We start from the raw sequence: 13,204 nt of genomic DNA, 5'->3' as shown, positions 1-13,204 counted from the left end.
GTTTTAATACTTTTTAATCTGTTAGATTTATTATATAAGTATTATGAAATAAAAGTTTGTTACGCTTAACGCACTAATAAAGTCAAAAATAACTTGAATTTCCGTAATTTTGACTCTTATTTAGTTGAAATATATCAGAAAATGTCTGAAGAAAGAAAATCACTCAATTTTATTGAGCAAATTATAGAAGAAGACCTAGCAAACGGAATGTCTAAAAACAACCTTCGTTTTCGTTTTCCGCCAGAACCTAATGGATATTTACACATTGGTCACACCAAAGCTATTGGTATTAGTTTTGGGTTAGGCGAGTATTATAATGCGCCTGTTAACCTCCGATTTGATGATACAAACCCAGCAAAAGAAGAGCAAGAGTATGTTGATGCTATAAAAGAAGATGTGGCTTGGTTGGGTTATAAATGGGATAAAGAACTTTTTTCCTCTGATTACTTTCAACAACTTTACGACTGGGCTGTCTACTTAATAAAAGAAGGGAAAGCTTATGTAGATTCACAATCTAGCGAAGCCATGGCAGAACAAAAAGGCACTCCCACACAACCTGGTGTTGATGGTCCTTTTAGAAATAGAACAGTTGAAGAAAACCTGGATTTATTTGAACGAATGAAATCAGGCGAATTTGATGAAGGCGAACATATTTTGCGTGCAAAAATAGATATGCAACATGTTAACATGTTAATGAGAGATCCTATTATGTATCGTGTTTTAAAAAAGCATCATCACAGAACTGCAAACGATTGGTGTATTTATCCCATGTACGATTGGACACATGGTGAAAGTGATTATATAGAGCAAGTGTCTCACTCTTTGTGTTCTCTTGAATTCAAACCTCACAGAGAGCTTTACAATTGGTTTTTAGACCAGATAGTTGACCCCAATAAGCTAAGACCTAAACAGCGTGAATTTGCTCGTTTAAATCTAAGTTATACCATAATGAGTAAACGTAAGCTACTCAAACTAGTAGAAGATGGGATTGTAAAAGGTTGGGACGACCCAAGAATGCCAACAATTTCTGGATTACGCAGAAGAGGCTATACCCCTGCTGCCATTAGAAAGTTTGTAGAAACAGTTGGTGTGGCTAAGCGTGAAAATATTATTGATGTATCACTTTTAGAGTTTTGTATTCGTGAAGATTTAAACAAAACAGCACCACGCGTTATGGCGGTTTTAAACCCTGTAAAGTTGATAATTACTAACTATCCCGAAGATAAAGTTGAATGGATGGATGCTGAAAATAATCAAGAAGATGAAAGTGCAGGCTTCAGAAAAGTACCTTTCTCAAGAGAGTTATATATAGAGAAGGAAGATTTTAAAGAAGAAGCTAGCAATAAGTTTTTCAGGCTAAAGTTAGGAGGGGAAGTAAGGTTAAAAAACGCCTACATAATTAAAGCAGAAAGCGTTTTAAAAGATACGGAAGGTAATATTACTGAAATACATTGTACATATTCTGAAGACACAGAGCGTAGAATAAAAGGCACATTACATTGGGTGTCCATTGGGCATGCGGTAAAAGCTGAAGTTAGAGAGTACGACAGGTTGTTTGTTGATGAAGCTCCAGATAGTCATCCAGATAAAGATTTTATGGAATTTATAAATCCAAATTCATTAAAAACTATTGAAGCTTTTGTTGAGCCTAGCTTAAAAGAAGCTAAAATAGGAGACAGGTTTCAGTTTCAGCGTTTAGGGTATTTCAATGTTGATGATGATTCTACATCAGATCATTTAGTATTTAACAAAACAGTTGGTTTGCGAGATACTTGGGCTAAAGTAAAACCAAAAAATGACCTAAATAATAATCAGCAAAAACAACAGCAACAAAATACTCGTTCTGCAATAGATCAAATAAAATCGTATGGAAAAAAGTACGATAGAATGCCAGAAGATAAGCAAACAAAAGCAAAAGCAGAGATTCAGGAATTAGCAAAAAATGTGACTTATGAAGAACTTGAGCCGTTATTTAATACTTCATTAAAAAAATCTGGAACACGTATTATTACTATGATAACTCTTAGCGTTTTATTGGAAAAAGGTCTAGAAAAAAACGATACAATCAATGATTTTATTGAAAAAGCAAAAGCAGATAAAAACAACTTATTAGTAGCTGAGGCTAATAATATTTTATAGTTTTTTGAGGCTTTAAAAAGCGTCAGTATATCTAGAAACACAAAGAATAATATTATTTTGATTACATTTAACTACAAACTAAAACTAATATTATTATGGATTTTTTAAATTTTCCTGCAATTCTTGTAGCAGCAGTTTCGGCATTAGTTGTCGGTTTTATTTGGTATAACCCTAAGGTTTTTGGAAATGCTTGGATGAAAGAAGCTGGCATGACAGAAGAAAAAATTAAAAGCGGAAACATGGCTAAGATTTTCATTATGGCATTTATTTTTGCTTTTCTTTTAGCTATGACTATGATGCAATTAACAATTCATCAAACAGGAGCTTTAAGCTTAATTGGTGGCGACCCAAGTGTAGCCCTTCCATCTTATGATGCTTTTATGGCAGATTATGGAGATGCTTTTAGATCATATAAGCATGGAGCTTTACATGGTGTTTTAGCTGGAGTTTTTATTGCACTTCCAATTATAGGAACTAATGCATTATTTGAACGTAAAAGCGCTAAATATATATTTATTAATGCAGGGTACTGGATTGTAACCCTTGGTGTTATGGGAACTATTATTTGCGGTTGGGTATAAAATTTGTAAACTTTTAACACACAAAAAGACTGAGAATTATAATTTTCGGTCTTTTTCTTTTCGTATTTGATACATTATAAAATATACAGAAACACGAGTGAGATTCCAAAAGCATGGGACGAGCTTCCTATACAAGATGTTTTCTTAAAACTGGATTTTTTAAAAGGTTTAGAAGCGTCTTTTCCATCAAATATTTCATCATATTATTTAAGTGTTTTTAAAGATGAAAATCTAGTTGGTATAGCTATTATTCAACGAGTTAAAATGTATGCAGAAGATATTTTCAGAAATAATGGAGCCAACACCTTAAAGCAATTTGCTAAACAAGTAGTTTCTAAAATTGTTAAAGGTAACGCCTTAGTTGTTGGGAATTTAATGCATACAGGACAACACGGGGTTTACTTTAAAAACGAGGCTATAGCACAAAACGATTATTTAAGTCAATTAGAAAATGCAATTGACGATTTGATATTAGAAATTAAAACCAAATTTAACAAGAAAGTGCGTATAGTTGTTTTCAAAGATTATTTTGAAAATGATACAATACACGAAAACACCTCCTTTTTTAAAGCTAATAATTTATTCAAAATTCAGTTGCAACCCAATATGGTGTTTGAGGTCGCAGATAGATGGAAATCAGAAAATGATTATGTATTAGATTTCAATAAGAAATATAGACGACGATATAGAACAGCACGAAAAAAAGCAGCTAATTTAAATTATAGGGAACTAGATACTGATTACCTAAAGCAGAATTCTGATACTATATTCAAGCTATATGAAACGGTTTCAGATAACGCAAGCGTTAATTCGTTTAAGCTTAAAAAAGATCATTTCTATCAATTAAAATCTCATTTAAAAGAGAATTTTAAAGTGTTTGGTGTTTTTTTAAATGAGAGTTTAGTAGGCTTTTATACGCTTATTCTAAATAATAAAACTCTAGAAACTTATTTTCTAGGTTACAATAAAGAATTACAGCACCAACACCAAATGTATTTAAATATGCTTTTTAATATGGCAGCGTTTGGCATAAATAACGGATTTAAAACAATTGTTTATGCGCGTACAGCCATGGAAATAAAAAGCTCAATAGGAGCCAAGCCTCAAACGATGCATGTATATTTAAACCACACGAATAGTTTTGTTGCAAATACGGTATTACGCTGTATTGTGAAGTACATGAATCCTATTCAAAAATGGGAGGAAAGGCACCCTTTTTAAAAACTGATTGCTTTTTTAGTGTTTGGAAACAATTTGTTTTCCGACTGATAGATAATAAATCCTCTATTATGAAAAAGCTAGCTATTCTTTTGTTTATTCCATTTTTTGGTTTCTCACAAACCATGAACAATGAAAAACTTGAAACTATATATAAATCTGTAAGTGATTCTATTCAGGGACAAGCTGGAGGTTGGGAATTTTACATAAAACAAACACCTTTTATTAGTATTACAGATACAAACCACAACCGGATGCGTATTATTTCACCTATCGCTGATTCAAATAGTTTAAGCGAGGAGTTGATTAAAGCTTGTTTGGTCGCAAATTTCCATACAGCTTTGGATGTAAAATATGCAGTTTCAGATGGTATTTTATGGGCAGTTTTTATTCACCCTTTAAAAGAACTTTCAGAAGACCAAGTAAAAGATGCTGTGAGTCAAGTATACTACGCTAATATTAATTTTGGTACTACTTTTACTAGCACTTCGCTTTCTTTTCCGGGAAATATTACAAATGAAAAAGAGACAAAAGTTGAAAAAAAGCCTAAGTTTAAAAAGGCTTAGTTAATGTTTTTATTAGTTGAAAACATAAACTGTCAATTTTATAGGATTCTGTGCTTAATCCCGAAACATTTGATAAAACAATAACACCTTTTTTTGACGATTTGTTAAAGGTCATGCAAGATCTGTAACCGCCAGTTGCACCATTATGCCAAATTATATTAGTCTTTTTATTTTTAGAAATATGCCAACCCAAAGCAATTTCGGAGGTTTCACTAATTGTGAATGTAGTTTTGTGTGTTAAACTATAAACAGGGTCATCAGTTAAATTTTTTCTTAAATACTTTTCCATATCAAATACTGATGATTTTATTCCACCCGCACCAACCATGGCATCAGTAAACTCCCAGCTTAGAACTACGTTTCCTTTATCATCTCTTCCTTTAACCAATAAATCTTTATTTACATTTTCAAGTAAAGAGGCGCTACTTCTCATTCCTAAAGGCTTGAATATATATTTTTGTAATAAACCTTCATAAGAGGTCTGAGATTTTTTGGTTAATATGTAACCTAGTAAACCGGCTCCTAAATTGGAATAAGAACTTTTTTCGCCTGTTGGGTTTAGTAAAAACAATTCATCTTTCAAGTATGTTTCTAATAATTTTGGAGTGTAATTTTTAAAAGGGTTGTTTTGATTCAAGCTCATAAGAAGCATCATATTACTCGGTATTCTTGGTAAGCCAGATGTATGGTTTGCTAATTGAACAAGTTGAATGTTTTTCCCAGATTTTAACTCAAAATCAAATTGATTTTCAAGAGTTTCGTTTAAAGTGAGCTCTTTTTGGTTAATAAAATTGGAGAGTAAAACACTTGTAAACGTTTTCGATATTGAACCAATTTCAAAAATATTTCTCTTGTTATTAATTACTTTAAGCGTATCATTTTCTTTAATTAATCCAATATAATTTGTGTTATCGCCATTAACAATTGCTATGGAAATTTGTGTATTATTTGGAAAGCTAAGTGTGTTTGTCTCAAGTATTTTAAGAATGTTTTCTTCTTTTATTTCAGACGAAAGCAAGCTAATCGTTGTTTTCTGAGAAAAAGAAATGCTACTACAAAAGAGTAGCAGCATTAAAACACTTGCTGTTATTTTATTCATTTTTATTCTTCTTACTTGTATTCTTCATAGCCTCACCAATTTGATTACTAGCCGTAAAACTAGCCACCATATCATTAAGCATATTGCTGCCTGCTTGTGGAGAATTGGGCAATAGAATTAAGTTGCTATTTGTTTCTTGCCCAATAGCCTGAAGGGTATCGTAATGCTGAGTAACTACTATTAAAGCTGAAGCTTCTTGACTGTTGATGCCAACTTTATTAAGCACTTCAACAGACTCTTCTAAACCACGAGCAATTTCGCGACGCTGATCTGCTATACCCTGACCTTGTAAACGCTTGCTTTCTGCTTCAGCCTTTGCTTTTTCAACAATTAAAATACGTGCAGCATCACCTTCGTATTGTGCTGCGGTTTTTTCACGCTCTGATGCATTAATTCTATTCATGGCTTCTTTTACCTGCGCATCTGGGTCTATGTCTGTTACTAGTGTTTTTATAATATCAAATCCGTATTCTGTCATAGCATCATTTAGCTCTGCTTTTACAGCCAATGCAATATCATCCTTTTTTACAAAAACATCGTCTAATTTCATTTTAGGCACTTCGGCGCGCACTACATCAAATACATAACTTGTAATTTGTTCGTGTGGGTAATCTAATTTATAAAAAGCATCATATACCTTTTCGCGAAGAACACGATATTGAACAGATACTTTTAAGCGGACAAAAACATCATCTAATGTTTTGGTTTCTACAATAACATCAAGTTGCTGAATTTTTAAACTTAATCTACCAGCAACTTTATCTACTAGTGGAATTTTAAGCTGTAAACCAGATTGACGAATACTTTGAAACCTACCAAAACGCTCAATAATAGCAGCGGTTTGTTGTTTTACAATAAAGAACGAGGAGATTAAAATAATTAGTCCAAGAACAATAAATGGGATGAGATAAAAGTTCATAATATGTAGTAATAATGGTTAAAAAATAGAGAATTATTAAATTAAGTTATATTTGCCACGTTAACCCTAAAGATACAATGAAAAAAGTACAACTTATCTTATTAGTAGCAATATCACTTACTTTTGTTACAAAAAGTTTTTCGCAAAAAGGAAATTACAGAATTACCAATACTATAGGTGTAACAGGAGGTGTTACACAATTTGATATTGTAACCGATAATTTTACAACCAAATCATCTAATGGATTCATTGGCGGTTTAAGTGCTATAGTTGAAATTCCTGTACGATGGTACGATGTTAGTTTTGGTATGCAACTTTCTGAAAGTAATATTGAAATTTTAGGAAGACCAACATTAATTAGTACCCAAGAAGAGTTTATTGAATATAAAATGTTTGCTGCTCAAGTAGCTATGTTAATGCATATAAAAGTAGCGCCAAGTTATTTTACAATAGATATTGGACCCATGTTACAGTACAATGGCAAACTTGAATTTAAGGATAGCTCACAAGACGAATATTTTATTAATAACTACACAAATTTGTCTGCCGAAGATATAACGAACATCTCTCAGTTTAATTTAAATGGTGCTATTGGCGCTTCTTTAGGCGTAAGAAATTTTAAACTTAAGGCGCAATACATTTATGGCTTCACCAATATTTTAAAGAAGCTTGAAAATGAAGGCATAGATGCTACTGGGGGAGATTCTCGTTTTAAAGGAAACCAAACAATGTTAGTTTTAGGTGCAGTTGTTTCTTTTTAGATCGAATTTAATCAGTCATAAGCTGTTCCATTTTTACATAATCTTCATTTAAAAATACTTGTAAATATTCTAAAGCATCTTCTTTTTTAAACCCCCATTTGTCAATAACTTTTATTTTTTCTTTTTCGCCAAAAAGCCCTAGTAGTATTCGAGCATTGACTTTTCTATTGTACCATAGTGAAAACTCTAATTTTCCATTTTTATAGTTAGCTGTTAATTCTAAACTATGTTTATTAGAAATATTATGAAAATTAATTGACGGGCTGTAGTAGACTTCTCCTTCTTTTAAAGAATTTAGCAAGTTTAATTTTTCAATCCAAGGATAATTTTCAACTAAATCTATTACTTCTGTTTTGCTAACTGTTTCATTAGAAGTCTCTACTTCAGGTTTATTGGGGTGATAAATTGAATATTTATATTTCAAATACTTGCTTTCATAGTTTAATAAAATTTATAGTGCCTCAGTCGCTTTTTGAACACGCTTAACCGTCTCTTCTTTCCCAATCATATACATAATATCAAACACATCAGGACCCTGTAAAGCCCCAACAAGCGCTAAACGTAAAGGCATCATCACTTTACCAAAACCTATCTCGTTTGAAGTTATCCAACCTTTTATTTCCGTTTGAAGGTTTTCTACTGTAAAATCTTCAATATTTTTCGCTATTGAAGCGATTTGTTCTAAAATATCTTTCGTGCCTTCTTTAAAGGCTTTTTTAGATGCTTTTTCGTCATAAGAGGTAGGGGCGGTAAAGAAGAAATGACTCAAATCCCAAAAATCGGACACAAAAGTAGCACGTTCTTTAATTAAATCTACAACCATAGCTATGTAATTAACATCTATATCTGCTAATTTTTGATGGCTGTTTTTAAAAGCTTCAGCCAGGGCATCATTGTTCTGTTCTTGCATGTAATGGTGGTTAAACCATTTCGTTTTATCGGGGTCAAAACGGGCTCCTGATTTGTTTACTTTGTTTAAATCGAAAGCTTTAATTAACTCCTCAAGTGAAAAAATTTCTTGTTCTGTTCCTGGGTTCCAACCTAAAAAGGCTAAGAAATTAACCATAGCATCGGCAAAATATCCGTCTTCTTTATAGCCTCTAGAAACATCTTTTGTTTTTGGATCTGTCCATTTTAAAGGGAATACGGGAAAACCTAATTTATCGCCGTCACGCTTGCTTAATTTCCCTTTTCCTGTTGGTTTTAAAATGAGTGGTAAATGTGCAAATTCGGGAGCTTCCCAACCAAAAGCTTTGTAAAGTTGGTAATGCAATGCTAAAGAAGGTAGCCATTCTTCACCTCGAATTACGTGCGTTATTTCCATTAAATGGTCGTCTACAATATTTGCAAGATGGTATGTTGGCATACCATCACTTTTAAACAATACTTTATCATCAAGAATATTAGTGTCAATTTTAATATCGCCACGAATTATATCTTTTAAATGTAGGGTTTCATCTTGTGGCGATTTAAAACGAATCACAAAATCATCTCCAGCATCTAGTTTGGTTTGAGTTTCTTCTGCACTCAGCGATAAAGAGTTGCTTAATTTTAAGCGATTATGCCAATTATAAATAAAGGTTTTGCCTTTAGCTTCGTGGTCTTTTCTGTGAAAATCTAGATTCTCACTGGTATCAAAAGCATAATATGCATTGCCAGAAGCAATTAAACCATCAGCATATTGTTTGTATAAATGCTTACGTTCGCTTTGTCTGTAGGGTCCAAATTTTTCGTTTTTATTTGGTCCTTCGTCAAAAGGCATTCCACACCAATTTAAAGCATCAATAATATATTGTTCTGCACCTTCTACATAACGATTTTGGTCGGTATCTTCTATTCTTAAAACAAAAGTCCCATTATGTTTTTTAGCAAATAAATAGTTGAATAATGCGGTACGAACACCTCCTATATGTAATGGTCCTGTTGGGCTAGGTGCAAAACGCACACGAACGTTTTTGGTCATGTTTTGTAAATTTGTGGCAAAGATACAATTAACAGCTAATTAAGAACCTTGTAAAAAATAAAATTGTAGTTTAGTGAGTTAATTGTAAGTGGCTAAGTCATTTTTCCCAAATCATGAATAATTTTAAAGACATACAAAATAAATTAGAGGCATTTATTAGGCGTTATTACACGAATGAATTGCTTAAAGGCACTATCTTGTTTTTTGCTATAGGGTTGCTTTATTTTTTGTTTACACTTTTTATCGAATATGTTTTATGGTTAAATACAACGTCTAGAACTATTTTGTTTTGGCTATTTATAGCTGTTGAATTAGGTTTACTAATCAAGTTTATTTTTATTCCTTTAGCTAAGTTATTGAAGTTTCAGAAAGGCATTAATTATGAAGTAGCATCAAAAATTATTGGTACTCACTTTCCTGAGGTTAATGATAAGTTGTTAAACGTATTGCAGCTAAATGATAATGATGCAAAATCTGAATTACTAATAGCTAGCATCGAACAAAAGTCGTTTGAACTTAAACCAGTTCCATTTAAATTGGCGGTTAATTTTAAGAAGAATATAGCGTATTTAAAGTATGCTGCTATTCCTGTAGCCATTTTACTTTTAACTTTTTTTGCAGGAGATTTTAATTGGTTTAGCGATAGCTATAACCGTGTTGTAAATTATAAAACAGCTTACGATCCACCTGAACCTTTTCAGTTTTTTGTAATTAATGAAGATTTAAATGCCATTGAAAATAAAGACTTCAAGCTCATTGTTAAAACTGCTGGAGATGTTACACCAGAAAGCGCACAAATAACCTATAATAACGAAACATATTTTTTACAACAAAAAGGCGTTGGTGAATTTGAATACGTGTTTACGCAGCTGAAAACAGACGTTACATTTAAATTAACAGCTAATGAAGTAACTTCTAAGCCTTACAACATTAATATTGTTGAGGTGCCTTCTTTGTTGAGTTTTCAAATGGTTTTGGACTATCCAAATTACACAAAGAAGAGAGACGAAACTTTAAAAAGTACAGGAAATGCAATTGTACCAGAGGGCACGCAAATAAAATGGCAGCTTAAAACGAAAGCCACAGAAGAGGTGTTTTTATTTGCCAAAGACACTCTTGGCTTTAGTACAGACAAGGTTGGTGTTTTTGAAGCTTCTAAACACGTTTATTCTAATTATGATTACATACTTAGCACGAGCAATAAAGACTTGAAGAACTATGAGAATTTAGCCTTTAGCATTGATGTTATTATAGACGAATACCCAGAGCTTAACTTAAAAACTGAAGTAGATAGCTTGGATTTACAGACGTTGTATTTTTATGGTCAAATAAGTGATGATTATGGGTTTAGTAAATTACAATTAGTTTATTATCCATCTGAAAATGAGGAAGATAAAAGAATTGTAGACATCCCTTTTTCTAATTCTAACATCTCAGATTTTATTAGTGCGTTTCCAAATAACTTAACAATTGAAACAGGTATTCCTTACGAACTATACTTTCAAGTATTTGATAATGATAGAGTTAACAATTACAAACGTGTAAAAAGTAAAGTCTTTACGTACAGAAAGCGAACCAAAGAAGAAGAAACACAGAAGCAGTTAAAAGAGCAGAGTGAAACCATCAAAGATTTAAATAAATCTTTAGAAAAATTTAATGAGCAAGACAAAAAATTAGAAGAGCTAACCAAAACACAAAAGGAAAAAACAACATTAAATTTTAACGACAAGAAAAAGTTGGAATCCTTTTTTAAACGTCAGAAACAACAGGACGAAATGATGAAAAACTTTAACAAAAAGTTAAAGGATAACCTAGAAGAATTTCAAAAAGAGAATCTTGAAAAAGACACTTTTAAAGAAGATTTAAAAGAGCGATTGGAAGAAAATGAGGAAAAGCTAAAGCAAGATGAAAAGCTTCTTGAAGAGTTAGAAAAACTTCAAGAGAAAATTAACAAGGAAGAGCTCACTCAAAAACTAGAAAAATTAGCCAAACAAAATAAAAACAAAAAACGAAGCTTAGAGCAGTTGGTTGAGCTAACAAAACGTTTTTATGTTGAAAAGAAACTAGAGAAACTTAAAGAAGATTTAATGAAGTTGGCGGAAGATCAAGAAAAATTATCTAATCAGCCAGAAGAAAAGAACACAAAAGAAGAACAAGAAAAACTCAATAAACAGTTTGAAGATTTCAAAAAAGACATAGAAGCATTAGAAAAAGACAGTAAAAAATTAAAAAAGCCGATTGATATACCCAGAGATAAGATTGATGAAAGAGACGTTGAGCAAGAACAGAAAAATGCATCAGAAGAGTTAGAAAAGCAAAAGGAAGAGAATGCTATTAGTAAAGAAGGAGAACAACCCAACAAACCTAAGGAGAATAATAGCTTACAAAAAGCTAAGAATAGCCAAAAGAAAGCAGCAAAAAAAATGATGCAAATGAGCCAGAAAATGCAAAGTGCTATGAGTGCATCTGGTGGAGACCAAATGGAGGAGGATGTTGAAATGCTTCGGCAAATATTAGATAATTTAGTCCTATTTTCATTTGATCAGGAAGCGTTAATGAATCAGTTTAAATCTATTGATGTTAACCATAATAAGTATGCAACTTATTTAAGAAAGCAAAGTAACTTAAAAGAACATTTTGAGCATATTGATGATAGTTTGTTTGCATTATCTTTAAGACAGCCAAAACTATCTGAGCAAGTTAATAAGGAAATTACAGATGTATATTATAACATAGAAAAGGCTTTAAACCAATTTTCTGAAGCGCAATTGTATCAGGGTGTTTCAAATCAACAATTTACAATTACAGCAGCAAATAACTTGGCTAACTTCTTGAGTGATATTTTGGATAACATGGAAGAGAATATGAGCATGTCGATGGGTCAAGGTAAAGGAGATATGCAATTACCAGACATTATTATGAGTCAAGAAGAGCTCAATAAGATGATGGAAGAAGGTATGAAAAAAGGCGAACAAGGCGAGCCGAAAGAAGGAGAAGGGAAGAAACCAGGTGAAGATGAAAAAGAAGGTGAGGAAGGGAAAGAAGGAAAGTCTGGAAAGAATGGTGAGGGAAAAGGAGAGCAAAAAGGTAAAGATGGTCAACAACAAGGAGGAGAAGGAGAGGGTAGAGACGAAGACCAAAACGGATTACTCTACGAAATTTATCAACAACAACAACAATTAAGACAAGCGCTTCAAGAACAGCTTGATAAACAAGGAAAAGGCAAAGGTGGAAATGGTGATGCGCTAGTTCGAAAAATGGAAGACATTGAATTGGATTTATTAAACAAAGGGTTTACAAATCAAACACTTCAAAAAATGATGCAATTAAAACATCAATTATTGAAACTTGATAATGCAACATTCCAACAAGGTGAGGATAATAAACGAGAATCTGAAACTAATAAAAACAGGTTTGATAATGATTCCAATAATCAAATACCAACTGCAAAACAATATTTTCAAACTACAGAAATATTAAATCGCCAAGCTTTACCTTTGCAGCAAGTTTATAAAAAGAAGGTACAAGAGTATTTTAAAAAAGCTAATGATTAATTTCAATTACGAAACCGATTTTAAATTAGATTCTGAAGAACAAATTACAAAATGGATAATTGATACTATCTCGTCCGAAGCTCATAAATTGGAAGAGATAAATTATGTGTTTTGCGATGACGAATATCTACATAAATTGAATGTTGAATTCCTAAATCATGATACGTTAACAGATATAATTAGCTTCGATTATTCAGTGGGAAAAATTATACAAGGCGATATTTTTATTTCTGTCGAACGAGTTAAAGACAACGCTAAAGATTTTGGTGTTTCGTTTATTGAAGAGCTTCATAGAGTTATCATTCATGGAGTTTTACATTATTGTGGTTTTAAAGATAAGACGGATAATGACGCTAAGGTTATGAGAGATAAAGAGAATTACTACTTGTCTGTGCTAGAATAGA

11 protein-coding genes are annotated in these 13,204 nt (G+C 32.2%); 7 read left to right on the top strand and 4 right to left on the bottom strand.

The window, feature by feature from the left end; all coding sequences use genetic code 11:
• The first annotated feature begins 141 nt into the window (after window positions 1–141).
• From ABD939_RS08375 to ABD939_RS08360, 4 genes are all read left to right on the top strand, one after another.
• Entirely contained in the window at window positions 142–2,139 is a 1,998-nt protein-coding gene (locus ABD939_RS08375; protein ID WP_345166943.1) for a glutamine--tRNA ligase/YqeY domain fusion protein, read from the top strand.
• Window positions 2,140–2,234: 95 nt separating this feature from the next.
• A complete protein-coding gene (locus tag ABD939_RS08370; RefSeq protein WP_345166940.1) occupies window positions 2,235–2,720 on the top strand; it encodes a DUF1761 domain-containing protein in 486 nt (161 codons plus the stop codon).
• Between the two features lie 66 nt (window positions 2,721–2,786).
• Complete coding sequence (locus tag ABD939_RS08365) at window positions 2,787–3,941, top strand: GNAT family N-acetyltransferase (RefSeq protein ID WP_345166938.1); 1,155 nt, start codon at window positions 2,787–2,789, stop codon at window positions 3,939–3,941.
• Window positions 3,942–4,009: 68 nt separating this feature from the next.
• Window positions 4,010–4,504, top strand: a complete 495-nt coding sequence (locus ABD939_RS08360) for a hypothetical protein (protein WP_345166935.1) — start codon at window positions 4,010–4,012, stop codon at window positions 4,502–4,504.
• Here the strand turns inward: ABD939_RS08360 and ABD939_RS08355 are convergent.
• Together ABD939_RS08355 and ABD939_RS08350 are read right to left on the bottom strand one after the other, a co-directional pair.
• Window positions 4,491–5,603 (bottom strand): serine hydrolase domain-containing protein, encoded by a 1,113-nt coding sequence (locus ABD939_RS08355; RefSeq protein ID WP_345166932.1) that lies wholly within the window; start codon window positions 5,601–5,603, stop codon window positions 4,491–4,493. The two genes, ABD939_RS08360 and ABD939_RS08355, sit on opposite strands and share 14 nt — an antisense overlap.
• Window positions 5,596–6,522, bottom strand: coding sequence for an SPFH domain-containing protein (locus ABD939_RS08350; protein ID WP_345166930.1), 927 nt, complete (start codon window positions 6,520–6,522; stop codon window positions 5,596–5,598). Before ABD939_RS08350 ends, ABD939_RS08355 begins: the two co-directional genes overlap by 8 nt.
• Before the next feature lie 77 nt (window positions 6,523–6,599).
• On the opposite strand from ABD939_RS08350, the gene ABD939_RS08345 reads away from it, so the two are divergent.
• Window positions 6,600–7,283, top strand: a complete 684-nt coding sequence (locus ABD939_RS08345; RefSeq protein WP_345166927.1) for a hypothetical protein — start codon at window positions 6,600–6,602, stop codon at window positions 7,281–7,283.
• A 7-nt stretch (window positions 7,284–7,290) separates the two neighbouring features.
• Here ABD939_RS08345 and ABD939_RS08340 read toward each other — a convergent pair whose 3' ends face one another.
• Together ABD939_RS08340 and gltX are read right to left on the bottom strand one after the other, a co-directional pair.
• Complete coding sequence (locus tag ABD939_RS08340) at window positions 7,291–7,707, bottom strand: hypothetical protein (RefSeq protein WP_345166924.1); 417 nt, start codon at window positions 7,705–7,707, stop codon at window positions 7,291–7,293.
• A 27-nt stretch (window positions 7,708–7,734) separates the two neighbouring features.
• Window positions 7,735–9,246 (bottom strand): glutamate--tRNA ligase, encoded by a 1,512-nt coding sequence (gene gltX / locus ABD939_RS08335; RefSeq protein ID WP_345166921.1) that lies wholly within the window; start codon window positions 9,244–9,246, stop codon window positions 7,735–7,737.
• A 113-nt stretch (window positions 9,247–9,359) separates the two neighbouring features.
• Here gltX and ABD939_RS08330 point away from each other — a divergent pair, with 113 nt between their 5' ends.
• The gene (locus tag ABD939_RS08330) at window positions 9,360–12,800 is read left to right on the top strand and encodes a hypothetical protein (RefSeq protein WP_345166918.1); all 3,441 of its coding nucleotides are present in this window, start codon (window positions 9,360–9,362) and stop codon (window positions 12,798–12,800) included.
• Complete coding sequence (ybeY, locus tag ABD939_RS08325) at window positions 12,793–13,203, top strand: rRNA maturation RNase YbeY (protein ID WP_345166915.1); 411 nt, start codon at window positions 12,793–12,795, stop codon at window positions 13,201–13,203. Before ABD939_RS08330 ends, ybeY begins: the two co-directional genes overlap by 8 nt.
• Window position 13,204 lies beyond the last annotated feature (1 nt).

Origin of the sequence: Algibacter aquimarinus, from assembly GCF_039543265.1 — a bacterium.
Classification (GTDB): domain Bacteria; phylum Bacteroidota; class Bacteroidia; order Flavobacteriales; family Flavobacteriaceae; genus Algibacter_B; species Algibacter_B aquimarinus.
Note: the sequence above shows the minus strand (reverse complement) of the source record. Positions and strands in the feature narration are given on the sequence as shown.

Coding starts and splice junctions, on each gene's coding strand:
- ybeY (WP_345166915.1), top strand. CDS start 12,793: ATGATTAATTTCAATTACGAAACCGATTTTAAATTAGATTCTGAAGAA.
- gltX (WP_345166921.1), bottom strand. CDS start 9,246: ATGACCAAAAACGTTCGTGTGCGTTTTGCACCTAGCCCAACAGGACCA.
- ABD939_RS08375 (WP_345166943.1), top strand. CDS start 142: ATGTCTGAAGAAAGAAAATCACTCAATTTTATTGAGCAAATTATAGAA.
- ABD939_RS08355 (WP_345166932.1), bottom strand. CDS start 5,603: ATGAATAAAATAACAGCAAGTGTTTTAATGCTGCTACTCTTTTGTAGT.
- ABD939_RS08330 (WP_345166918.1), top strand. CDS start 9,360: ATGAATAATTTTAAAGACATACAAAATAAATTAGAGGCATTTATTAGG.
- ABD939_RS08370 (WP_345166940.1), top strand. CDS start 2,235: ATGGATTTTTTAAATTTTCCTGCAATTCTTGTAGCAGCAGTTTCGGCA.
- ABD939_RS08360 (WP_345166935.1), top strand. CDS start 4,010: ATGAAAAAGCTAGCTATTCTTTTGTTTATTCCATTTTTTGGTTTCTCA.
- ABD939_RS08350 (WP_345166930.1), bottom strand. CDS start 6,522: ATGAACTTTTATCTCATCCCATTTATTGTTCTTGGACTAATTATTTTA.
- ABD939_RS08345 (WP_345166927.1), top strand. CDS start 6,600: ATGAAAAAAGTACAACTTATCTTATTAGTAGCAATATCACTTACTTTT.